At 63.1% G+C, this 24,085-nt stretch carries 19 protein-coding genes; 17 read left to right on the top strand and 2 right to left on the bottom strand.

The window, feature by feature from the left end:
- Positions 1-7: 7 nt before the first annotated feature.
- The 7 genes from WH367_RS17055 to WH367_RS17025 all read left to right on the top strand — a co-directional run bounded on the left by WH367_RS17055 (position 8) and on the right by WH367_RS17025 (position 7,270).
- The gene (locus tag WH367_RS17055) at positions 8-424 is read left to right on the top strand and encodes a hypothetical protein (protein ID WP_339537009.1); all 417 of its coding nucleotides are present in this window, start codon (positions 8-10) and stop codon (positions 422-424) included.
- A gap of 179 nt (positions 425-603) precedes the next feature.
- Entirely contained in the window at positions 604-2,097 is a 1,494-nt protein-coding gene (locus WH367_RS17050) for a cell surface protein (protein WP_339537008.1), read from the top strand.
- 391 nt (positions 2,098-2,488) lie between these two features.
- Entirely contained in the window at positions 2,489-3,181 is a 693-nt protein-coding gene (locus WH367_RS17045) for a peptidylprolyl isomerase (protein ID WP_339537007.1), read from the top strand.
- Between the two features lie 102 nt (positions 3,182-3,283).
- Positions 3,284-4,087 (top strand): ABC transporter permease, encoded by an 804-nt coding sequence (locus WH367_RS17040; protein WP_339537006.1) that lies wholly within the window; start codon positions 3,284-3,286, stop codon positions 4,085-4,087.
- Positions 4,088-4,098: 11 nt separating this feature from the next.
- A complete protein-coding gene (locus WH367_RS17035; RefSeq protein ID WP_339537005.1) occupies positions 4,099-5,406 on the top strand; it encodes an ABC transporter ATP-binding protein in 1,308 nt (435 codons plus the stop codon).
- Positions 5,407-5,492: 86 nt separating this feature from the next.
- A complete protein-coding gene (locus tag WH367_RS17030; RefSeq protein WP_339537004.1) occupies positions 5,493-6,389 on the top strand; it encodes a class I SAM-dependent methyltransferase in 897 nt (298 codons plus the stop codon).
- A 14-nt stretch (positions 6,390-6,403) separates the two neighbouring features.
- Positions 6,404-7,270: a class I SAM-dependent methyltransferase gene (locus tag WH367_RS17025; protein WP_339537111.1), complete on the top strand. Its 867-nt coding sequence runs from the start codon at positions 6,404-6,406 to the stop codon at positions 7,268-7,270.
- Between the two features lie 42 nt (positions 7,271-7,312).
- On the opposite strand, the gene WH367_RS17020 is transcribed toward WH367_RS17025, so the two are convergent.
- Together WH367_RS17020 and WH367_RS17015 are read right to left on the bottom strand one after the other, a co-directional pair.
- Positions 7,313-9,352: a glycosyltransferase family 2 protein gene (locus WH367_RS17020; RefSeq protein ID WP_339537003.1), complete on the bottom strand. Its 2,040-nt coding sequence runs from the start codon at positions 9,350-9,352 to the stop codon at positions 7,313-7,315.
- A gap of 65 nt (positions 9,353-9,417) precedes the next feature.
- Positions 9,418-13,116, bottom strand: a complete 3,699-nt coding sequence (locus WH367_RS17015) for a methyltransferase domain-containing protein (RefSeq protein ID WP_339537002.1) — start codon at positions 13,114-13,116, stop codon at positions 9,418-9,420.
- 93 nt (positions 13,117-13,209) lie between these two features.
- Between WH367_RS17015 and WH367_RS17010 the strand changes: the two genes are divergently transcribed.
- From WH367_RS17010 to WH367_RS16965, 10 genes are all read left to right on the top strand, one after another.
- On the top strand, positions 13,210-14,103 hold the full coding sequence (locus WH367_RS17010) for a glycosyltransferase family 2 protein (protein WP_445228124.1): 894 nt from the start codon (positions 13,210-13,212) through the stop codon (positions 14,101-14,103).
- A gap of 65 nt (positions 14,104-14,168) precedes the next feature.
- Positions 14,169-14,969 carry a glycosyltransferase family 2 protein gene (locus WH367_RS17005; RefSeq protein ID WP_339537000.1) on the top strand — a complete coding sequence of 267 codons (801 nt, stop codon included), beginning with the start codon at positions 14,169-14,171 and terminating at the stop codon, positions 14,967-14,969.
- Positions 14,969-16,069 carry a glycosyltransferase family 4 protein gene (locus WH367_RS17000; protein ID WP_021028956.1) on the top strand — a complete coding sequence of 367 codons (1,101 nt, stop codon included), beginning with the start codon at positions 14,969-14,971 and terminating at the stop codon, positions 16,067-16,069. The genes WH367_RS17005 and WH367_RS17000 overlap by 1 nt, the downstream gene beginning before the upstream one ends.
- A 73-nt stretch (positions 16,070-16,142) precedes the next feature.
- Positions 16,143-17,036, top strand: coding sequence for an acetylglutamate kinase (gene argB, locus WH367_RS16995; protein WP_133855766.1), 894 nt, complete (start codon positions 16,143-16,145; stop codon positions 17,034-17,036).
- Positions 17,037-17,236: 200 nt separating this feature from the next.
- Complete coding sequence (gene slmA / locus WH367_RS16990) at positions 17,237-17,917, top strand: nucleoid occlusion factor SlmA (RefSeq protein WP_021028954.1); 681 nt, start codon at positions 17,237-17,239, stop codon at positions 17,915-17,917.
- 170 nt (positions 17,918-18,087) lie between these two features.
- Positions 18,088-18,837: a TetR/AcrR family transcriptional regulator gene (locus tag WH367_RS16985; protein WP_339536999.1), complete on the top strand. Its 750-nt coding sequence runs from the start codon at positions 18,088-18,090 to the stop codon at positions 18,835-18,837.
- A 20-nt stretch (positions 18,838-18,857) separates the two neighbouring features.
- Positions 18,858-20,660 carry an acyl-CoA dehydrogenase C-terminal domain-containing protein gene (locus WH367_RS16980; protein WP_339536998.1) on the top strand — a complete coding sequence of 601 codons (1,803 nt, stop codon included), beginning with the start codon at positions 18,858-18,860 and terminating at the stop codon, positions 20,658-20,660.
- A gap of 40 nt (positions 20,661-20,700) precedes the next feature.
- Positions 20,701-21,150 (top strand): DUF2147 domain-containing protein, encoded by a 450-nt coding sequence (locus tag WH367_RS16975; protein ID WP_021028951.1) that lies wholly within the window; start codon positions 20,701-20,703, stop codon positions 21,148-21,150.
- 68 nt (positions 21,151-21,218) lie between these two features.
- Positions 21,219-23,627: a 3-hydroxyacyl-CoA dehydrogenase/enoyl-CoA hydratase family protein gene (locus tag WH367_RS16970; protein WP_339536997.1), complete on the top strand. Its 2,409-nt coding sequence runs from the start codon at positions 21,219-21,221 to the stop codon at positions 23,625-23,627.
- A gap of 83 nt (positions 23,628-23,710) precedes the next feature.
- Complete coding sequence (locus WH367_RS16965; RefSeq protein ID WP_339536996.1) at positions 23,711-24,082, top strand: endonuclease domain-containing protein; 372 nt, start codon at positions 23,711-23,713, stop codon at positions 24,080-24,082.
- Positions 24,083-24,085: the final 3 nt, after the last annotated feature.

Here is a 24,085-nt window from a genome sequence, read left to right as displayed (position 1 = left end):
TTGAAAAATGACTTCAAATTTGATGATTCAATCCGCGAAAGCTTTGTTTGCAATGGGGGCCGCAGCCTCGTTGGTGGCTTGTGCCAGCTTTCAGCCAGACCCGCCTGAGCAAGCGGTTGCCAAGCGTGCCCAAGGCTATTGGGATGCACGCCTCAAGGGTGATGCGGAAAAAACCCGCAGCTATATGAATGAGGCCTTCCGCATGGCGGTCGATGACAAGCGCTTTGCCAAGAACTACATGGCTACCTTTGCGGTAGGTGCCGAGGTGAAGAAGGTGACTTGCGAGCCCGAAAAGTGCGAGGCTGGTGTGAATTTGAAGGTCAATCCCCCGATTCCTGGCCGAAAAATGGGTACCATTGACATGTATTCGACGCAAACTTGGTTGCTCGAAGACGGTCGGTGGAATCTCTACCAGGTACCTTGATGCTGACAGGCATGCGTGCAAGCTTATCTGTATGCGGCTGGCTGTTGTAAATACTCAACAGGCTGCTAAAAAAAACAGGCTGCTTGCTTTGCATACCCCGTGAGCGCTATGCTATTATTTCTTAGCGTAAACAATCGTGGTAGTTGCGCTGACTAACTTTTTTTAACTGGAGTGTGTTTATGAAGAAAAATGTTCTGGCACTGAGCATTGCTGCCATGATTGGCGGTTTTGCAGGCGCTGCCTCTGCCCAAACGTTCCCTAATACGACGATGACGGCACCTACCGCTACTGATCTGGTTCAGAGCGAAGGCGGTGCAGGTCACATCCTGGTGGTGCCATACTTCACCTCGCAAAACGACAACATGTCCGTGTTCCACGTTGTGAACACCGACACCGTCAACGGCAAGGCTCTGAAGGTTCGTTTCCGCGGCGCTGCTAACTCTGACGATATTCTGGACTTTACCGTGTTCCTGTCGCCTGGCGACGTGTGGACCGGTTCGGTGCAAGGCAACGAACAAGGTTCGTACTTCCTGACCAACGACAAGAGCTGCACGCTGCCTGACATCCGTGGTCAGCAAGTTCAGTTCGTGACCGATCGTCTGATGCCTAACGCTACCGCTGCTCAGACCAAGGAAGGTTACATCGAAATCCTGAACATGGCTGACATCACCGGTGCTAGCACCGATGTGTACAAGGCTACCAAGCACGTCAATGGCGTGGCGCCTTGCACCAGCTCCGTTCTGGACGCAACGCTGAACATCAATCCTCTGGATGCTGCCAGCGTGACCGCCGCCAAGACTTCGGGCTTCGAAACCCCATCGGGCAAGCTGACCGCTGACTGGTACATCCTGAACGTGAACCAAACCACCACGTTCTCCGGTGCTGCTACCGCTATCGCTGCTACCGGTGGCAATGGCCGCGGTAACTTCGTGCTGTTCCCACAAGACGGCCTGAACACCGCAGCTTCCGCTGCTAACGTGGCCAGCCTGACCGCTGACCCACTGCTGCAACAGAACATCGTCAAGGCTGTGAACTTCGACTTCCCAGACCTGTCGACGCCTTACCTGGCTGCTACGGCTACCCCAGAAGCACAAGCTTCGGCTCTGACCCAAGCGGTGGCTAACACCGGCGTGTCGAACCAGTTTGCTCTGGACACCGGTATCAACGCGAAGACCGACTGGGTGTTGTCCATGCCTACCCGTCGTTACAGCGTTGGCGCTGACTACACCAAGGACGTGACCGCCTCCGACTACCGCGTGTTCAACGCCGGCGTGTTGGGTGCTAACAGCCAACCAGTGTTCACCTCGACCAACACCTACGTGGCTGCTAGCGGTCTGATCTGCGCGACCACCAGCTCCTACACCTTCTGGGATCGCGAAGAGCAATCCAAGAAGAACGGTGCTGTGATCTCGCCTAGCAACCTGAAGGGTCTGGACTTCTGCGGCGAAGTGAACGTGCTGTCGTTTAACGACACCGGTACCTCGGTGCTGGGTGCGACTGTTGGCCGCACCAACGTGCAAGTGGACTACCAAAACGGTTGGGGCGCTATCAGCTACGCTAACGCTCTGCCAGTGGTGGGTTCCTCCTTCATCAAGCTGTCCAACAGCGGCGGCCTGTCGAACGGCTTCAGCGGTACCTACGGTATCACCTGGCCTCACCGTTTCGCTAAGTAATCTCTCATAAGCCCTTCGGGGCTTAGGAGCTAGATTTCTAGTGAGTCCATAAAAGGACAGAGAGCAATCTCTGTCCTTTTTTCTTTTTCCGCGTTGTTGTCGGGATGCCCGTGCTTTCCGCTGGGGTTCAGCAGGTCTCTGGTTTGCGCAGCTTTTGCTATGCTGCATCTTTTGAGCTGAGGAATGCTAGATGCGTAGTTGGTTGACTTCCCTGGGCGTAGTGACAGTATTGGCTGCCAGCAGTGCGGCCGTGATGGCGCAAGCAGCAGATCCGGTGTTGATTGAAGGCAATGGCGTGGCTGTGCGTGAGAGCGATATCCTGAGCGATGCCAAGCGACTGCCTCCCGAAATGCGGGCGGCCTTCTTGGCGCGCAAGGAAAGCGTGGCCCAGATGGCTGATGCCATCTATATTCGCCGTGTCCTGGCGCAGCGTGCCAAGGAAGCCCAGCTGGACAAGCAGCCTGAGACCGCAGCAGCGGAAAGGATCGCCAGCGACAAGGTGCTGTCCGATGCTTATTGGGCAAAAATTGACAAAGAACACCTGCCTGACCAGAAGCTGGTGGATGCCCAAGTCAAGGCGGCTTACCAGGCCAACAAGGACAAATACCAGGCCCCTGAGCAGGCGCATGTCGCGCACATCCTGATTGCCAACAAGGACGAAGCCAAGGCCAAGCAGCAGATCGAGAAGCTGCGCCAAGAGGCGGCTTCTGGCGCGGACTTTGCCAAGCTGGCCAAGGACAATTCTTCAGATTCCAACTCCGCACTCAAAGGCGGTGACCTGGGGCCTATCCCTCGTGGTCAAACCGCCCCTGAATTCGAAGCCGCTGCGTTTGCGCTGAACAAGCCAGGTGAGCTGAGCCCGGTAATCAAGACGCAGTTCGGCTACCACATCATCAAGCTGATCGAGAAGAAGCCCGCGCGCACCATGTCGCTCGAAGAGGTGAAGCCGCAACTGGAAAAGCAATTCCTTCAGGAGGCGTCCCAGAAGGCACGCAGGGCAGAGGTGGAAAATATCAATGAGAATACAAAGACCGAGCCGGCCAACCTGGAAGCCTTGTCTGCCAAGTTTGCTGCACAGAAATAAGCGCCTGTCTTAGGACAGTCATCAAAAGAGGAGGCCCTGCCTCCTCGACTTGTTTATGCCATGCTGCTAGGCTTGGCACGCCCATTGATAAGCCCCCTGTTTATGCTGGATTCCCTGATAAAAAATGCCCGCGAGTTGGTCGCCAGTCGCGCCTTGGTCGGCGTGATGACGCGCCGCGAGGTGGCGGCACGCCATGCCGGCACCGCGCTGGGCGTCATCTGGCCCTATCTGCAGCCTCTGCTATCTGTCGCAGCCTATTACCTGGTGTTCGACATCGTGTTTGCGATGCGGCTGGGAGAGGGTGCATCCAGCCATGCAGTGGGCACCTTTCTAATTGTGGGCGCGCTGCCCTGGATGGCGTTTTGTGATGCGGTCTCGCGCGGCATGGGTAGCTTGCTGGAGGCGGGCTCCATCTTGCAGAAGAACCCGCTGTCGCCGGTGCTGTTTCCGGTGCGATCGGTGCTGGCCAGCTCCTGGATCTTTGGCCCCTTGATGCTGCTGCTGGCGCTGTGCTATATCCCCGTGCACCATCTGCAGTGGGGGGTGCTTGCCTTGCTGCCGCTGATGGCCATGCAACTGCTGATGACCTTGCTGCTGTCCTATGCGCTGGCGATTTTTGCCGCCGCCCTGCGCGACACCGTGCAGCTGGTGGGCTTTGCGTTGTCGGTGGGCATTTACCTGACACCGATTCTGTTTCCGATCACGATGTTTCCGCAGGGCTGGCGCTGGCTGCTGTGGTTGAACCCGATGGCGTCCTATGTGATGGGCTACCAGTCGGCACTGCTGCAAGGCCAGTGGCCGGAGCTGCAGGTCTGGGTGGTGAGCGCGGTGTGGATTGCAGTGCTTGCCGTGGTGGTGAATGTGCTGGTGCGGCGCAGCCGCGACCAGCTGGTGGACTGGCTATGACGGGCGTGCAGATGGCAAAGACGCAAGAGGCTGCCGCGGTGCTGGTGGTCAAGAACCTGGGCAAGGAATACAAGCTCTATGATTCGCCGCGCCAGAGGGTCAAGGCGCTGCTGACCGGCCGCGCCATGCACCGCAGCCACTGGGCGCTGCGCGATGTCAGCTTCAGCCTGGGACGCGGCCAGTGCATCGGTGTGGTGGGCGACAACGGGGCTGGCAAAAGCTCGCTGCTCAAGCTCTTGGCCGGCACCATGCAGCCGTCCGCAGGCTCGATTGAGCGCTCGGGCCGCATTACTGCGATTCTGGAGCTGGGCGCTGGTTTTCACCCTGATTTCAGCGGCCGCGACAACCTGTATTTTGCCGGCAGCCTGATCGGCATCAGCCAGGAGGAGATGCGCAAGCTCGAGTCCGAGATCATTGCCTTCTCCGAGCTGCAGGACGCGATCGACCGGCCGGTGAAAACCTATTCTTCGGGTATGAATGTGCGCCTGGCCTTTGCGCTGGTGACGGCCGTGCAGCCCGATGTGCTGATCGTCGATGAGGCACTGGCCGTGGGTGACCAGAGTTTTCAGAAGAAGTGCATCGAGCGCATTCTGGACTTTCGCCAAAAGGGCTGCACCATCCTCTTTTGCTCGCACAGCCCCTACCATATCCGCCATCTCTGCGACGCCGCACTGTGGCTGGAGCAGGGGCAGGTGCAGATGTTTGGCGAGACCGAGGCGGTGCTGGCGGCATACGATGTGCGCACCCGCCAAAAGCGGGATGAAAAGGACCAGCTGCAGTGGGGCGATGATGCGGCAGGCTTAACGCCCGGTGCATTGGCCGATGTGGCCGCAGCGGCGATCGCCACCGAGCCTGCCGATCCGCTGGACACACCGTATGCCGTGCAGCCACCGGACCTGCCCCCATCTGAAGACGCTGGCAATGCCTGCATTCTGTCGGTCGATATTGCCAACCTGGGCCCGGGCGATCCACCGGTGCTGCAAGGCCAGAATCTGGTCGTCACCATCAAGGCACGCGGCAATGGCGCCGAGCGGCCCAATATCGGCTTCATGATCGAGCAGAACAAGGGTGTGGGCATTGCCTGCCTGGCGACGCACGAGGAAGGCGCTGTGCCCGTGCAATTGGCCGACGGCAGCTGGCAATCGGTGCTGACTTTCCCCGATCTGCCGCTGCACAGCGGTGACTATGTGGTCAGCGCTTTTCTGTTCGATGGCTCGGGCCTGGCCGTTTACGACCAATGGTTCCAGTACAGCGTCTTCCGTTTTATCTACCCCAAGCCGCTGCCTGGGCTGGTACGATTGCCCCACCATTGGGGTTGAGGCTTTGCGCAACAGTGCGTGCGGCTTGAGCACCCGGAAACGAACGCGCCAGTATCCGCACTGGCGCGCTCATCGCCACCAGATTTATGACCACGAATTCTCCCTCTGCGACAAGCCAGGGCCAGCAGCTGCTGGCCGATGCCCAGCTGATGCTGGCACATGGCAATTTTGAAGCGGCCTCGGGCCTCTTGCTGCGTGCCCGGGCCGAAAAGGACGTGATGCTGGCAGCGCATGCGCTGATCGAGCAGCACAGTCTGACCGGCTCATTCCGCAACATCTTCGGCCTGGACTGCACGATTTCCTCGGCCGATGATATTTTTGGCTTCTTTGCCGGCCACGCCAGCAGCAATAACCCGCTGCGCGATTACCTGGCCGATGGCTGGCGCACCTTGGCCGAGCTGATGACGGTGATGGAGCGGGTGGGCCAGCCGCTGGTGCAGAGCCAGCATTTTCTGGAGTTTGCCAGCGGCCATGGCCGCTTTACCCGCCATCTGGCCCATCTGCTGGGGCCGGACAAGGTGACGGTGTCCGATGTGGTGCCCGATGCGGTGGATTTTGCGCAGCGTACCTTTGGCGTGCAGGGCTTTGTCTCTGCCAGCGTGCCCGAGCAGCTGGTGGCGCCGCGCCAGTACGATACGGTTTTTGTGCTGTCGCTGTTCAGCCACCTGCCGCGCAGCACCTGGGGCCGCTGGCTGCAGGTGTTGTACAGCGTGGTGGCGCCGGGAGGCATTCTGGTGTTCAGCACGCACGGTATCAAGGCGGCGCGGTTTGACAGCGTGCCGCTCGACGACGAGGGATTTTTCTTTGCACCGTCGAGCGAGTCGAACGCAATCGACCCGAACGAGTACGGCACGGCTTTTACGACCGAAGCCTTTGTGCGCGCCCGCATTGCCGAGACCGCGGGCGCCGACAAGCTCGAATATTTCTCACCCGTGCAGTTCTGGAACCACCAGGACGTGTACGTTCTGCGAAAGCCATCATGAACCGCGGAAGCCGTATGCGCCGCCTGGCGCAATTGCGTGAAAAGTTGCTGGGCCTGCCTGGCTTTGACGACAGCCGGATCAGCGACGAATGGTTCCGCTCCCACTTCCACTATGCATCCGATGTGGTGGCGCAGTGGCTCAGCCCAGTGATGGATGTAAGTACCGCCCGGCTGCTGCAGTTTGGCTGCGGCGATGGCATCACCGATCTGGCCCTGGTGCTGCGCCATGGCGCGGGGGCCATCCACGGCATCGATGTGCGCCAGGAATACGCCAAGCTGCCCCGCATTGCGCAGGAGCAACTGGGCATGAAGCGCATTCCGGCGGCGCTGAGTTTTCAGACCATCACGCCCAGCGCGCCGCTGGCGGGCCAGGCGCCGCTCTATGACGGCATCATGAGCTGGTCGACCTTTGAGCATGTGCAGCGCGACCAGCTGCTGCCCATCCTGAAAGACCTGCTGGCCTGCCTCAAGCCCGGCGGGCATTTCTTCTTGCAGATCGAGCCGCTGTTCTACTCGGCCTTTGGCTCGCACCTACGCCGTTATGACGATGTGGCTTGGCACCACCTGCTGGTAGACGAGGATGCGCTCTGGAAGGTGATTGAAGGCTATGACGGCGAACTCAGCCCGGATGAGGTGGACTTTGGCTTTGCCGATTTTGGGCCGGAGGGCTACAAGCGCTTTGTGTTCAAGGAATACCAGGAGCTCAACCGCCTGACCGCCGATGAGCTGGTAGCGCTGGCCAAGAAAGCCGGCTTTACGGTGGCGCGCGAGGAGCGCCGCCACTATGAACCGGGGCCCGTGCCCGAGGCCTTGCTGGCGCAGTACCCGCGTGAGGTGTTGACCAACAACGAGATCTTTTTGCTGCTGCAGCGCCCCGTTTGACCGCTGGCCGGCAGCCCGCTCTGGGCCCCGGCCAGTTTTCCGTCAGGCGGCGGGTTGGGTGCCTGCCGCAGCTGCTGCCGGCTGCAGCGGCACCGAGACGCTGGCGCTGTAACTCAGGCGCTGCATGCGCTGGCCCAGGCCGCTGCGGCTAAAGAGCCGGCGGTTGATCGAGGGCTGGCAGTGCAGCGGCGTGCGCACCAGCCAGCAGGTATGGCGCACTTCAAATGCGGGGTGGAAGTACGGGTCGCCCTGGTCCAGAAAATCGCGCCAGCGGCTGGCGAACAGCGCCGAGTCCTCGGGGTGCGGGTCATAGCCTTCGGCCTTGCCCCGGGTGATCGACTCATGGTGCACCAAGGTGGCCTGCGGGCAGTACAGCACGCGCCAGCCCAGCTGCAGGGTGCGCAGGCACAGGTCCACATCGCCAAAGCCCACGGCCAGCTTTTCGTCATAGCCGTCGATGGCATCAAAGGTTTCCTTGCGCATCAACAGGCAGGCAGCGGTCACGGCCGATACCTCGTGCGTGCTCACCAAACGGCCCATGAAGGCGATGTCGACGCGGTCGGGCGGCAGCTTCAGGAACTTGCCATAGTGCTCGGCGATGCCAAAGGCGCCCACGCAGACACCGGCGTGCTGGATCGAGGTGCGGTCAGGGTAGAGCAGCTGCGCGCCCACCATGCCCACGCTCGGGTCTTGGCACTGCGACAGCATGTGCTCCAGCCAGCCGCTCTCCAGCGCCTCGATGTCGTTGTTGCAGAACAGGTAGTGGCTGTAGGGGCGGGTCAGCTGGCGCACGGCCCAGTTGTTGATGGCCGAGAAGTTGAAGGGCCCCTGGTAGCGCAGCACGGTGGCGGTTCCTTCTTGCTCCAGTTGTGCAAAGTAGTCGAGGCTGGCCTGCTCGGTCGATGCATGGTCGATCACGATCAGGTCGTAGGCGGCATGCTGCACGGTGGCGCGGATGCTGTCCACGCACTGGCGCACGAGGCTGCCGTAGTTCTTGGTCGGGATGATGATGGCCACGCGCTGGCCATCGGCGATCTGGTGCTGCGTTTCAAAGAAGTTGAACGACACCCCGGGGGCCGAGCGCGCCGCCACGCCGCTGCGGTCCAGGTGGCGCTGCAGTACGGCGGTCGATGTGCTCATCACCTGGGCCATCTTGTCGTGGCCGGCCGAGCCGGTGTGGGTGCGCCATTGGTAGAGCAGCTCGGGCAGATGCACGATGCGGCTGGCCGCTTCGCTGACCCGCAGGATCAGGTCGTAATCCTGCGAAATTCCCAGGGCCTCGTCAAAGCCACCCAGGCTGCGCAGCAGCGCGGTGCGAAAACCCACCATGTGCACGATATAGGGGTGGCTGCGCAGGTATTCGGGTGAGAAGGCCGGGCGGTGGAAGTACTGCAGCACCTCTTTGCCATCGGGGCTGACCAGCACTTCGTCCGAATACAGCATGTCCGGGTCATCGGCCATGACGCTTTGCGCGACGCGGTAGATGGCCTGGGGCTGGAGCAGGTCGTCATGGTCGAGTAGTACGACAAAGGGGGAGGTGGCCAAGGCCAGCGCCCGGTTGCTGGCATGCGATACGCCATGGTTGCTCTCACCCAGATGCAGCTTGATGCGCGGCTCCTGCGCCGCCAGCTCCTGCAGCATCTGGCGCACATGGGGCTTGGGCGATGCATCGTCGGCAATGCACAGCTCCCAATGCGGGTAGATCTGGGCGCGTACCGAGTCGACCATCGCGGTGAGCATGGCCGGATCGGTGTTGTAGGTGGGCACCAGGATGGAGATGCGGACGGGCTGCTTTAACGCGGCAATCTCGGCGCGCAGCACGGGCAGCACTTCGCTGGCCAGGCGCTGCTGGTAGTCCTGCCAGGCATCGGTAGGGGCGACGGGCACCGTCGGTGCATCGGGGTGGCCCAAGGACAGTAGCTGGTGCTTGAGCATCTGGGTGCCGCCCGTGCGCCAGGCGCGCCAGAGCCTGCGGCTGTTGCTGCCCAACTGGCGTGGATCGGCGGCCAGCAGGTACAGGCTGCGGCCCAGCTGGCGCAGCTTGTGGGGCAGCTTGCGCAAGGTAGAGAGAGTGGATGACAAGGAGTGGCTCTTTGTTTTTTGTAGCGGTGGGTGCTTGATTTGCAAGCACTATTGGCCCATTTTATTTAATTGGCAGACTGGCGCAGGCCCGTCAGGTAATCGTGCCCGTAGCTCCAGGGCTGCAGGTACTGGGCCTTCCGCTCGACCGCAGCCGCTGGCGCCGGCAGCGGTGGCTGGCCTTCCACGTACTGGTGCTGGCGGATGTCCTGCATCAGCGCCAGCCATTCATCGGCCGAGGTGCTCCAGGGGCGCAGCCAGGTCCAGGGACGGCCTGCCAGGCGCTCGGGGAAGGCGCCGATATCGGGCGCGATCACCGGCACCCCCGCCTGCAGGCAGGCGCTCAAGGTGTAGCTATAGGTCTCGGGCCACAGCGCCGGGAACCAGACCACATCGGGCTGCAGGCGCGCCATCAGCGCGGGCAGGTCGGCATCGTCATAGGGGCCATGGATGGTCAGGCTGGCATGGGGCTGGGTGCGCATGCGGCGGTGCGGGTAGCCCAGCAGGTGCAGCTCGACAGGCGCCTGGCTCTGGGCGGCGGCCAGCGCTACGGCTTCCATCACATCGCCCCCCTTGGCCAGGCTGACGCCGCCGAGGATAAAGACGCGCAGATGGGCATGGGGCGCCAGCGGCTGGCCCTTGGGCACAGGCAGCGAGGCGGCATCGGGGATGTCATGGTGCGTGACATAGCGCACTGGCGCATCGGGGAAGTACTGGTGCATGCGCAGCGCCGCATCCTTGCTCGGGGCCAGCACATAGCGCGCCTGGTTCAGGAACAAACGGTGGCGCATGCGCCAGGCATCGATGTACTCACCAGTCGGCGCGGGCTCGGCGCCCGAGCACTGCGGGCACTGTGGCACACCCAAGGCCGCATAGCGCGGGTTGTGGGTGGGCTCCATCAGGTTGATCTGCGGGCAGATCGCGTAGTAGTCATGGGCGGTGAAGTCATAGCGCACGCCCAGCAGCTCGGGCAGGCGCATCACTTCCAGGTTCAGCCCCATCAGGTGGTGGAAGTGGACATGGCTCACGCCCAGCTCGCGCAGCAGTGCCACCAGCGCTTCAGACTGCGTGGGCCAGTGGAACTCCTCGTCATAGCCTTCGGCGGCATCGAGCCACTGCAGGCGGATGTAGTTGTCTTCCAGCGGGGTCAGGGCCAGCGATACCGCGCGGTCGCGCAGGCTGTGGGCCAGCTCCTTGACATGGCGCAGCGTGCCGCCGCCCGCGTTGTGCAGCACCATCAGCACGCGCGGCAGCGGGTGCTGGCGCAGGCGCGCCTTGTCGATGGCATTGCGCGCAGCCTGGGCCGGGTTGGCCTTGAGGTGCGCTTGCACCAGGCTGTCGTAGCGGGGGTGCAGCTGCAGCAGGGTCTGGTAGGCGGCCTGCTCGCGCGGCGTCTTGCTGTCGCCAAAGCTGACGCCGCCGGTGTGCAGCACCACGCTGTCCAGCGCCAGCAGATGGCGCCAGCCCAGGTCATGGGCGCGCATGCAAAAGTCGTTCTCTTCGCCGTAGCCTTTGCCGAAATGCGCCACATCGAACAGGCCGGTCTGCGCCAGGCAGTCGCGGCGGATGTACATGCAAAAGCCCACGCCGGTGGGCACCTCGACCGTCTGCCCGGCATTGGCGTTGGCGGCCAGGTGGTTCAGGCGCAGCAGATCGGCGTCGGGGGGCAGCGCATTCTTTTCGCAAAAGCGCGGGTAGCTGCAGATCGTTGCGTTGTTGGACAGCGGCGTGACGCTGCCCACGTCGGTGGCGCTGTAGGCCGCCCGGTGCAGGCGGTCCATCCATTCGTGCGACACCTCCGTGTCGCTGTTGAGCAGCAGCACATCGTGGCTGGGGTTGAGCGCCATGCCGCGGTTGACGGTGGCCACAAAGCCCAGGTTGCTGTCGTTCTCCAGCAGCTGCACACGGCTGTCCTGCTGGGCCAGCTCGCGCAGCCAGGCGGTCAATTCCGGCTCGGGGCTGGCGTCATTGATCACCACCAGCTGGCTATTGGTTTGCGTCGCCGCCTGCAGCACCGATTGCAGGCAACGCTGCGTATCGCCCAGGCCCCGGTACACCGGGACGATGATGTCGACCATGGCCGCGGGCTGGGCTGCTGCCAGCGGGCGCACCGGCTCGGCCAGGGTGTCAGCGGGCGCTGCTTCCTCGACCACGACGGCGAGCAGGGTCTCATCCTGCACCTCAGCCATCATCTCCGCTGCATCGACTGCTTGCACTGCATCCTGCACAGGCTCTGGCTCGGGCACATGCACGACGGCCGGGGCGGGCGCAGGCCGGCCGCGCAACCGGGCCTTGGCGCTGGCCAGTTTCTGGCCCACGCGGTAGGCCTCTGAGGCCTCGATATTGCCCAGATGGGTTTGCAGGTTGCCGATATGGGTCTGCTGGCCCTGGATATGCTCTTGCTGCTGGGCAATGGCCGCTTCCAGGTTGTCTTTCTGCGCCTGCATATGGGCCTGCAGCAGGCGCAGTTGGGTGTGGGCATCGGCCTGGGCCTGCTGGGCGCGCAGCACCTCGGTGTCGGCATGGCGGATGCGGGCCTGCAGCTCCTGGGCGCTATCGGCCAGCGCGGCGTAGTCGGCCGACATGGGCCAGCCCAGGCTCACTTCCAGCACGGCGCCCTCGGTCTGCAGGCAGTCCTGCAGCAGCGCCGGGTCAATCGGCAGGTGCAGGTGCGGGTCATCGCCGGTCAGCAACAGCAGGGTGCTGCCCGGCGCGGTGGCGGGGGCCGGCTGCCAGCTGATCTGGCTGTGCGGCACCTGGGCCAGCGCTTCGGGCTGGTCGGCGTCCCAGCGCCAGCGCAGCGCGCCGCTGGCGTCATAGAGGCGCATCGCATGCAGGTGCAAAAAACCAGGGCGGTCGGCCGGGTCCCAGCGCAATGTGGGCTGGGCGCCTTCAAAGCGAGGCAGCGCAAAGCGAATGCTCTGCTGCAGGGCGCCAATCTGGCCCTTGGCAATCAGCTTGTGCGATTCGCTGAACTGGCCGGCATCGGCCCAGTACAGGTTGGTGGTGAAGCTGGCATGCGCCGTGTTGGCCTCGCTCTCGATCGCCAGCAGCGCATGGGCCTGGGCGGCAGCGGCATCGCTGCTGGGCCGGATGCTGCAGATGAACTGGTAGGCCAGCGCGTCGGGCTGGGCCAGCAGGTAGCGCATCACGGCGGGCGGCAGGCTGTCGGCGGTGGTGCGGGCAAATTCGGATTCGTCGAGCGGGCGGTCGATGGTCTCGATCGACTGCACGCTCCACTGGCCCGCTTGCATCAGCCGCAGCAGCGACTGGCGGGTGAAAAAGCGCAGGTGGGTGGCGTCGAGCAGGCCTTCTTCGCGGTAGCGCAGCTCGCCCTGCATCAGCTCCATCACCAGGCCGCAGTAGCCGGCGTTGGGGATCGAGACCAGGATTTCGCCGTTTTCTGCCAGCAGATCGCGGCAGTCGGCCAGCAGTTGCTCGGGCTGGCGCAGGTGCTCCAGAACATCGGCGCAGACGATATAGTCATACTGACGCCGCGTAAAAGCCTCCGCCAGGTTGATCTGTTCCAGATCGGCCACGGCCAGATCGCGATAATACGGCCTGGCGAGCGCGGCCTCCTCGGCGCTGAACGTCACACCATCGAGGGTGCAGGCCTTGTGCTCGTGCAGGTACTGGCCCAGCACGCCGGGGCCGCAGCCCAGATCGAGCACACGGGCGCCCGGCGGTATCTTGTTCGCCAGCACGGACAGCGAGCTGCGCTGCTGGAGATCGATGTGGCGGGTGTAGACGTGGTGTTCGCGGGTCATGGATATGGGAATGGGTAGGAATTCTGCCGAGATAGGCCTGCAGATGCAGGTGAAAGATGAATGACTGACAAGCAAAATCGTGTGGCAATTCTATTGTCTACATACAACGGCGAGCGGTTTCTGCCTGCGCAGCTCGATTCCCTGCTGGCGCAAAGCCATGCGGGTTGCGATATCTGGGTGCGCGATGACGGCTCCAGCGACCAGAGCCTGGCCATTGTCCGGCGCTATGCCAGCATCCATCCCAACATCCACATCCAGGCCGGCGAGAACTTTGGTTTTGTAGCTAGTTTTTACGAATTATTGCAAAACGTGGGGGCGGGCTATGGCTTCTATTTCTTCTGTGACCAGGATGACGTCTGGCTGCCCAGCAAGGTGAGCCGCGCGCTGGCGCTGCTGGAAGGCGAGCAGGGCGCCGCGCTCTACTGCTCGCGCACCCAGTATGTGGACCGCGATCTGCAGCCTATTGGCCCTTCGCCCGATTACGACCGCCGCTGCATTGGCTGGGGCAATGCGCTGGTGCAGAACATTGCGACCGGTTGCACGGTGGCGCTCAACCGCGCGGCGCGCGAGCGCCTGCTGGCGCAGCGCCCCGGCTTTTGCCTGGCGCATGACTGGTGGGCCTACCTGGTGGTGTCGGCCTTTGGCCAGGTGGTGTTCGACAGCGAGAGCCATATCCTCTACCGCCAGCATGGCAGCAACACCATCGGCATGCAAAAGCAGGGACTGGCCGGCCAGTGGGCGCGTGTGCAGCGCTTTTGGCGCCGGCTGCGCCAGGCGGGCCCCGGCTGGATCGACCAGCTGAGCGAGTTCGACCGGCTCCATGGCGCAGACCTGGCCGATGCCCAGCGCCGCCAGCTGCGCATGCTGATCCGCTCGCGCAGCAGCTGGACGACGGCGCTGCGTGCGTCAGTCCAGCGCTATTACTGGCGCATGAGCAAGGTCGACACCTTGATCTTGCGTGTGCTGCTGGCGCTGCGCCTGTACTGAGGCGCTGTTACAACTGACGCGCTGGGCTGATTTCAGCGCGGGCCGCTGATGGATAATGCCCGCTGATGTCCGCCAGCCCCACCTCCTTGCCTCCGTCCATTCCCGCTATTGCCCTGTCTGTCGTCAGCCATGGCCATGGGGCGATGGTGCAGCAGCTGCTCGATGCCTTGGCGCTGCACGGCGCTGGCGGCAACGGTGTCAGCCGCGTGGTGCTGACCTTGAACCTGCCCGAGCCTGCGCCCCTGGCACCTGCAGGCGGCTGGCCTTTTGTGCTGGAGCTGCGCCACAACAGCGTGCCGCAAGGCTTTTCGGCCAACCATAATGCCGCCTTGGCGGGCGCGACGGAGCCGCTGGTCTGCGTGCTGAATCCGGATGTGGACCTGCGCGGCGGCAACCCCTTCCCCGCGCTGGTGCGCGCGCTGCAGCGCCAGGGCGTGGGCCTGGCCTACCCGATGCAGGTGGATGAAAACGGCCATCTGCAGGACAGCGAGCGGGAGCTGCCCACCCCTTGGTCCCTGCTGCGCCGCTATGCGGTCAAACGGCGCGAGACCCGGGCCGAATGGGTCAATGGTGCGATGTGGCTGCTGCCCACCCCCGTCTGGCAGGGCATTGGCGGGCTCAATACCGCGTACTTCATGTACTGTGAGGATGTGGATCTGTGCCTGCGCCTGCGCCTGGCGGGCTGGACCTTGGCGCGTGCTGATTGCGTGATAGGCCATGCCGGCCAGCGCGCCAGCCACCGCCGGGCCCGCCATGCTTTGTGGCATATTCGCAGCTTGCTGCGGCTGTGGGCCTCGGCAGTTTTTTGGCGCGCCCGGGCCTTGCTCCGGCGCACCCCCACGGCAGCACTCACGATGACTGAATAATGATTTTCCTGGCAGTGGTCGCTTTTCTCTGTACGCTCATTGGCGCGGGTTTCATCGTGCGCCGCATGCGCGGCCATGCCAAACGCTATGGCAAGGATTTGCCCCAGCGCTTCCATATGGGCAACATCCCCCGGTTGGGCGGTCTGGCCATGTTTGTCAGCCTGGTGCTGACGGTGGGCGTGGCGGGCCTGCAGAACTGGTGGGGCTACTACGGCAATGCACTGCACTGGAACCAGTGGGTGCTGTATTTCTTCATGGCGATGCTGCCTGCGGTGGCTGGCGGTATTGCCGAGGACATGACCCAGCGCATGACGGTGCGCTACCGCCTGGTGCTGACCCTGCTGACCGGCTTGCTGGCCGTCTACCTGCTGGGCATGACCGTGCCGCGCATGGGCCTGGTCTGGCTCGATACGGCGCTGAGCGCCGCGCCCTGGCTGGGCATGGCGCTGGCCGTGCTGGCCATTGCCGGCCTGCCCCATGCCTTCAACATCATCGATGGCTACAACGGCCTGGCCGGCATGGTGGCGGTCATCATCTGCGCGGCGCTCACCCATGTGGCGCTGCAGCTGGGCGACCGCGAGCTGGCGGCGATCCTGGTGATCACCGCAGCCGCCACCCTGGGCTTCATGTTCTGGAACTACCCGATGGGCCAGCTCTTTGCCGGCGATGGTGGCGCCTATGTCTGGGGCATCGTGATCGCCTTTTGCAGCATCACCCTGGTGCAGCGCCACCCCATCGTCTCGCCCTGGTTCCCGATGCTGCTGCTCATCTATCCGGTCTGGGAGACCATGTTTTCCATCTACCGCAAGCTCGCGCGCGGCGACTCGCCGGGCATGGCCGACGCGCTGCACCTGCACCAGCTGATCTATCGCCGCATCGTGCGCAGCGTGCTCGATGAAAACGCCGCACGCCGCATGCTGCGCCGCAATAACCGGACCGCGCCGTATTTGTGGGCGTTCACTTTGCTCACCGTCGTGCCGGCGGTCCTGTTCTGGCGCAACACCTATATCCTCATCGGTTTTTGTGCGCTGTTCTGTGTCTCCTATGTCGCTGCCTATCTGGTGATCGTGCGCTTCAAGCTACCAGGCTGGATTCGCTGATCAGCAGGCAGGCGGCACTTTGGGGCACAATGCGCGTTTTGCATCTTCTCCGCTGCTGTAAAGGCCTGCAACCATGACGACTCCTTCTCTCTCCATTGCCCCGCGCGACAAGGCTGAAATTCTGGCGCAGGCACTGCCCTACATCCGCAAGTTCCATGGCAAGACCATGGTCATCAAGTACGGCGGCAACGCCATGACCGACCCCGAGCTGCAGGCCGACTTTGCCGAAGACGTGGTGCTGCTCAAGCTGGTGGGCATCAACCCGGTGGTGGTGCACGGCGGTGGCCCGCAGATCGAGAACGCCTTGAAGCGCTTGGGCAAGGAAGGCAAGTTCGTGCAGGGCATGCGCGTGACTGACTCCGAAACCATGGAAGTGGTCGAATGGGTGCTGGCCGGCGAAGTGCAGCAGGACATCGTGGGCCTGATCAACCAGGCCGGCGGCAAAGCCGTGGGCCTGACCGGCCGTGATGGCGGCCTGATCCGCGCCCAAAAGCTCAAGTTGAAGGACAACAAGGATCCGTCGGTCGAGCACGATGTCGGCCAGGTCGGCGACATCCTGTCCATCGACCCCAGCGTGGTCAAGGCGCTGCAGGATGACGCCTTCATCCCCGTGGTGAGCCCGATTGGCTTTGGCGAGAACAACGAGAGCTACAACATCAATGCCGATGTGGTGGCCAGCAAGTTGGCCACCGTGCTGCAGGCCGAAAAGCTGATGCTGTTGACCAACATCCCCGGTGTGCTGGACAAGCAAGGCCAGCTGCTGACCGAATTGACCTCGCGCCAGATCGATGACCTCATTGAGGACGGCACCATCTCGGGTGGTATGCTGCCTAAATTGGCCGGCGCCATCGATGCCGCCAAGAGCGGTGTCAATGCCGTGCATATTGTCGATGGCCGCGTGCCACACGCGATGCTGCTCGAAATTCTGACCGACACGGCCTACGGAACAATGATTCGTAGTTATTGATACATTTGATTGCGTAATTGATTTGTGCATCTAGCAATGCACATGATTTTTATCATTTTTCTGCAGTTCTTTTGCAGTAAGATGTTACAGAGGGCCCAAGGTTGCGCTAGCAACCTGTGAGGCGAGTGCCATACTTTTATCAATAAAAAATACCTGGCGGTGTTGGGAGACTGCGTCGGGTGCAGCCTCATATTCAACGCATGTCTGATCAAGAATCTTCTTTCGCCGCCGACCTCGTCGATGCGCCGCTAGAAGCCGCTAACCCGGCACCTACCCGTAAACGTCCAAAACCCGGAGAGCGTCGAATCCAGATTCTGCAGACGCTGGCAGCCATGCTGGAGCAGCCAGGCGCAGACCGCATCACCACGGCGGCACTGGCCGCGCAAATGTCGATCAGCGAGGCGGCCCTCTACCGCCACTTTGCCAGCAAGGCCCAGATGTACGAAGGCCTGATCGAGTTCATCGAGCAGTCCGTCTACAGCCTGGCCGTGCAGATCACCGGCCGCGATGTGCCCGACCCCGCCAAGACCGTGGAGCAGGGCATTGCCCAGGCCCACCGGGTGGTGGCCATGGTGCTGCAGTTTGGTGAGCGCAACCCCGGCATGGTGCGCGTGATGCTGGGCGATGCGCTGCAGTCCGAAAACCCCCGCCTGCAGCAGCGCATGCAGCAGTTCTTCGAGCGCATCGAGACCACCTTGCGCCAGTGCCTGCGCGTGGTGCCCGGCGGCGATGCATCGGCTACGCCCACCGTGGATGCCAATGTGCGCTCCAGCGTGCTGATGTCCTTCCTGATTGGCCGCCTGCAGCGCTTTGCGCGTTCGGATTTCCGCCGCCTGCCTACCGAGCAGCTCGACGCCTGCCTGTCCTTGATGGCGCACTGACGCCAGCCCACCCCATCGCAAAAGCTGCTGAGCCTGACAAGGCCAGCAGCTTTTTTCATGCGGGGCACGGCCGTTGCCGTGGTTTACCCTTGCTTTGCACACCAGCGGTTGGCAGCACACTGGGTTTGTGCAAGAATCAAAAAAAGAACGACCGTGCTATTTTTTGATTTATGACCAAACCCCTTGCTTCCACCCCAGGCCCTGCCGAGATCGCCAAGCTGGCCAAAGGCGCCCAAACGCGTGCTGCGATTGTGGATGCCGCCCTGTCCCTGGCCGCGCAAGAGGGGCTCGATGGCCTGTCGCTGGGCATGGTGGCCCTGGCCATGGGCATGAGCAAGTCCGGCGTGTTTGCCCATTTTGGCTCACGCGAGGAGCTGCAGTGCTCGGTGGTGCGCGAATACCACGAGCGCTTTGAGCGCGAGATCTTTGTGCCAGCGCTGCAGGTGCCGCGCGGGCTCGCCCGCTTGCTGCACATGGCCACCGGCTGGATGGGCAGCACCGCCCAGCCCAACGATGCCAGCCGCCTCTATGGCAGCCTCTACATCAGCGGTGCGGTGGAGTTTGATGACCGGCCCGGCGATGTGCGCGATGCGCTGTCCGAGTCGGTGCGCATCTGGATGGATGCGATGCGCCGCGCAATTGTGCAGTCCCAGACCGAAGGCCAGCTGCGCAGCGATGTCGCGCCCGACCAGGTGCTGTTCGAGCTGCACGGCATCATCTTGTCGCTGCACTATGAAACCCGCTTTCTCCATGGCCCGCAGGCGCTGCGCCATGCCGCTACCGGCCTGCGCGGCATCTTGCTGCGCCATGCGGTAAACCCCGAGCGCGAGGCGGCCTTGATCGATGCCGCGCTGGCCCCTTGCCTGGCGCAGCTGCCTGATACGGCCGCGCCCGCCTCCGTTTCTGTTTTGACCTCGTAATTTTTTCCAAAGGACTTTCCATGCCTCAGTACACCCCACCGCTGCGCGACATGCAGTTCCTCATGCAAGAAGTGCTGGGCCTGCCCGCCCGTTTTGCACAGCTGCCCGCCTATGCCGATGTTGACACCGGCACCATGGATGCGATTTTGGAAGAGGCCGGCAAGTTTGCGGTCGAGGTCGTGCAGCCGCTCAATCTGCCTGGTGATGCCGAAGGCTGTACACGCAACCCGGCCGATTCGAGCGTGACCACACCCAAGGGCTTCAAGGAGGCCTATGCCAAGTATGTGGAAGGCGGCTGGGCAGCCCTGTCGTGCGACAGCGCTTATGGCGGCCAGGGTCTGCCTTTTGTGCTGAACCAGTGTCTGTATGAGATGCTCAACAGCGCCAACCAGGCCTGGGCCATGTACCCCGGTCTGTCGCACGGCGCCTATGAGGCACTCCATGTGTATGGCTCGGACGAGCAGAAAAAGCTTTACCTGCCCAAGCTCACCAGCGGCGAATGGACCGGCACCATGTGCCTGACCGAGCCCCATTGCGGAACTGACTTGGGCATGCTGCGCACCAAGGCCGAGCCGCAGGCCGATGGCAGCTACAAGATCACCGGCAACAAGATCTTCATCAGCGCCGGTGAGCACGACATGACCGACAACATCGTGCACCTGGTGCTGGCACGCCTGCCCGATGCGCCCAAGGGCAGCAAGGGCATCAGCCTGTTCCTGGTGCCCAAGTTTCTGGTCAATGCCGATGGCTCGCTGGGTGCGCGCAACCCCATCAGCTGCTCGGGACTGGAGCACAAGATGGGCATCCATGGCAATGCCACCGCGCAGATCGCCATCGATGGCGCCGTGGGCAGCCTGGTCGGCCAGGCCAACAAGGGCTTGCAGGCCATGTTTGTGATGATGAATGCCGCGCGCCTGGGTGTGGCCAACCAGTCGCTGGGCCTGATGGCCGTGGCCTATGAAAACGCGCTGGCCTATGCCAAGGACCGGTTGCAGATGCGCAGCCTCTCGGGCACCAAGGCCAAGGACCTGCCGGCCGACCCCATCATCGTCCACCCCGATGTGCGCCGCATGCTGCTGACCGCCAAGGCCTACAGCGAAGGTGGCCGCGCGATGATGATCGCCACTTCCGCCCTGGTTGACGAAGAGCTGAACCACCCCGACGAAGCCCTGCGCAAGGCCCATGCCGCGCAGGTCGCCTTGCTCACCCCCATCCTCAAGGCCTTTTTGACCGACAAGGGTTTTGAAGTGACCGTGCTGTGCCAGCAGGTGTTTGGCGGCCATGGCTACATCCATGAAACCGGCATGGAGCAGTTTGTGCGCGATGCGCGCATCAACATGATCTACGAAGGCACCAATGGCATCCAGGCGCTGGACCTGCTGGGCCGCAAGGTGCTGGGTGACCAGGGTGCGGCGCTCAAGGCGCTGGGCAAGCTGGTGCAGGGTCTGGTCGAGGAAGAGGGCGTCAACGAACGCATGGCCGATTTCATCAACCCGCTGGCGCAGCTGGCCGGCCAGATGACCGGCATCACCACCGAGCTGGGCCTCAAGGCACTGCAGAACCCTGACGAAGTGGGTGCTGCCGCGACCGACTACCTCTGCGTGATGGGTCACCTGCTGATGGGCTACTGGTGGGCACGCATGGCCCAGACCGCGCTGCGCGCACTGGCCGAAGGCGATGTGACGGGCAAGACCTTCTACGAAGCCAAGCTGCAGACGGCGCGCTTTTACTTTGCGCGCCTCTTCCCCGAGGCGGGCCTGCGCGTGCGCACCATGCGCACCGGCAGCAAGCTCTTGATGAACACCGACGCCGCGCTGGCTTGACCGCCTGCAGTGCTGCCGAAAAACACCGAAGGAGTCCCTGATGCAAACCTTGCTGAAACCTGTGCTGATGGTGGCTGGCAGCTTGGCGGTGGCACTGCCAGCGCTGGCTGCCGAGATGTCGCCGGTGGGCCTGTGGCGCACCTTTGACGAGAAAAGCGGTGAGCCCAAGTCCGAGGTGCGCATCAGCGACAGCGGCGGGGTGCTCAGCGGCAAGGTGGAAAAGCTGCTGCGCAAGGGCGCCGATCCGCAGGCCGTCTGCGACCGTTGCAGCGATGACCGCAAGGGCCAGCCGCTCGTCGGCCTGGAGATCATCCGGGGTGCCAAGCAGGCGCAGGGCAAGGCGGTCTGGGAAGACGGCAAGATCCTCGACCCCGAAAACGGCAGCAGCTACAGCTTGAAGCTCACGCCTGCCGACAACGGCAACAAGCTCGATGTGCGCGGATCGATCGGCCCCTTTGGCCGCACGCAGACCTGGTCGCGCGTCGAATAGGTTTTGAATACAACGGCTTGTCAGCGCCTCTCTGTCGGAGGCTGACAGCCATGAAAAGTGGAGTAACCATGTCCCGATTTGTGGTGAAAAAAGTGGCGGTGCTTGGCGCCGGCGTGATGGGCGCGCAGATTGCGGCCCACCTCGTCAATGTGCGCGTGCCAGTGGTGCTGTTTGACCTGCCGGCCAAGGAAGGCCCCAAAAGCGCGATTGCCCAAAAGGCGATTGCCAACCTGAAAAAGCTCAAGCCCTCGCCCCTGGGTGTGGCGGCGGAAGCCGATCTGATCACGCCCGCCAACTACGAAGAACACCTGGCGCAGCTCAAGGACTGCGACCTGGTGATCGAGGCGATTGCCGAGCGCATGGACTGGAAGCGCGACCTCTACCACCAGATCGCGCCCTTTGTTGCACCCCATGCGATCCTGGCCTCCAACACCTCGGGCCTGTCGATCACGGCCTTGTCGGAAGCCTTGCCCGAGCAGCTGCGCCACCGCTTCTGCGGCATCCACTTCTTCAACCCACCGCGCTATATGCAGCTGGTGGAGCTGATCCCGACCGCAGCGACCGAGCCCCAGGTGCTGGACCAGCTTGAAAGCTTTGCGACCAGCCAACTGGGTAAGGGCGTCGTCCGCGCCAAGGACACGCCCAACTTTGTTGCCAACCGCGTCGGCGTGGCTGGCATGCTGTCCACCATTGCCGAGGCCGAGCGCTTTGGCCTGAGCTACGACGTGGTCGACGACCTGACCGGCAAGAAGCTGGGGCGCGCCAGCTCGGGCACCTTCCGCACTGCCGATGTGGTGGGCCTGGACACCTTGGCCCATGTCATCGCCACCATGCAGACCCAGCTGACGGCGCAGAGCGACTCGTTCTACGCCAGCTACACGACGCCAGCGGTATTGACTCAGCTGATCGCCAACGGCGCGCTGGGCCAGAAGACCAAGGCAGGTTTTTACCGCAAGACCAAGCTGGGCATCGAGCGCTTTGACCCCGAGCACCAGGCCTATGTGCCTTCGGGCGAAAAGGGCAATGACGTCTACACCCGCATGCTGAAAAAGCCGGCCGGCGAGCGCCTGCAGCTGCTGCGCAATAGTGAAGGCGCACAAGGCCAGTTCCTCTGGGCCATCTTGCGCAACAGCTTCCACTACGCCGCCGTGCATCTGAAGGACATTGCCGACAATGCCCGCGATGTGGATCTGGCCATGCGCTGGGGCTTTGGCATGCAGCAAGGCCCGTTCGAGCTGTGGCAAGAGGCCGGCTGGCTGCAGGTGGCCAAGATGGTGCAGGAAGACATTGACGCAGGCAAGGCGCTCAGCACCGAGCCGCTGCCGCAGTGGGTGTTTGAAGGCCCCGTGGCGGACGCCGGCGGTGTGCACACGGCGCAGGGCTCCTGGAGCGCTGCCGAGAGCCGCTTTGTCCCGCGCCGCGATCTGCCGGTCTATGCGCGCCAGCTCTTCCCCGAGCGCGTGCTGGGTGAGGCGAGCGCGCCCGCACAGGACTGGCGCACGGCAGGCCGCACGCTGGCCGAGAGCAAGGCCTCGCGCAGCTGGACCCTGGATGACCAGGTGCTGGTCTTCAGCATCAAGACCAAGATGCATGCGATCAGCCCCGATGTGATGGAAGACCTGCAGGCCGCGCTGGCGCTGGCCGAAAAGGACTTTGATGCGATGGTCGTCTGGTCGGGCGATGCACCTTTCAGCGTGGGCGCCGATCTGCAGGCGATGATGCCGGCCTTTGCATTGCAAGGCCCGATGGCCATCGACCAGATCGAGCAGGTGATGCAGCAGCTCTTCCTGTCGGTGCGCTATGCGCAGATCCCGGTGGTGGGCGCGGTGCATGGCATGGCGCTGGGCGGCGGCTGCGAGCTGCTGCTGCACTGCGCACGCCGCGTGGCGCATATGGAGAGCTATATCGGCCTGGTGGAGATGGGCGTGGGCCTGGTGCCCGGCGCCGGCGGCCTCACCAATGTGGCCTACCAGGCGGCACGCCATGCGCAGTATTCCACCGGCACGGATCTGCTGCCCTTCCTGGCCAATGGCTTTACGGCCGCCGCCAAGGCCACCGTCGGCACCAGCGCGCTGGAGTCGCAGGCGATTGGCTACCTGCAGTCCGATGATGTCATCGTGCCGCACCGCGACGAGCTGCTGTTTGTGGCGCTGACCCAGGCCAAGGCCATGGCGCAATCGGGCTGGCACCCACCGCAGCGCAAGCCTTTTCCGGTCGCTGGCCGCAGTGTCGCAGCCACCTTGCGCAGCACCCTGGTCAATATGCGCGAAGGCGGCTTCATCACCGAGCACGACATGCTGATTGCCAGCCATATGGCCGATGTGGTCTGCGGCGGCGATGTGGATGCCGGCACCCTCGTGAACGAGGAGTACCTGATGGCGCTGGAGCGCAAGGCCTTCACCGACCTGATCGTGAAGGAAAAAACCCAGGAGCGCATTCTGGGCATGCTGAACACCGGCAAGCCCGTCCGTAACTGAGGCCCACCGTGGAAAAGCAACCCTTGTCCCCCAACTCCCTCTCCCGCTCGCGGGAGAGGGCAGGGGTGAGGGCGGATGTCAGTGTGCAACAAGCCCGCGCCTTGCGCCATGCCTCCACCACTGCAGAGCAACTGCTATGGCGCCACCTGCGCAACCGCCAACTGGCGGGCGCCAAGTTCCGCAGACAGCATCCGCTGGGGCCCTACATCCTGGATTTTGTTTGTCTGGAGCAGGGCCTGGTGATTGAGCTCGATGGCGGCCAGCATGCAGATCTGCAGGCGCAAGCCTATGACCAGCAGCGCTCTGCCTGGTTGCAGCAGCAAGGATTGCGGGTGCTGCGGTTTTGGAACCATGAGGTTGTACAACAAACGAATGAGGTGCTTGCACGTGTGCTGCAGGCCCTCACCCCGGCCCTCTCCCGCGCGCGGGAGAGGGAGGTGAATACCGAGGACTAGTCA

Origin of the sequence: Comamonas sp. MYb21 (assembly GCF_037479395.1) — a bacterium.
Classification (GTDB): domain Bacteria; phylum Pseudomonadota; class Gammaproteobacteria; order Burkholderiales; family Burkholderiaceae_C; genus Comamonas.
Note: the sequence above shows the minus strand (reverse complement) of the source record. Positions and strands in the feature narration are given on the sequence as shown.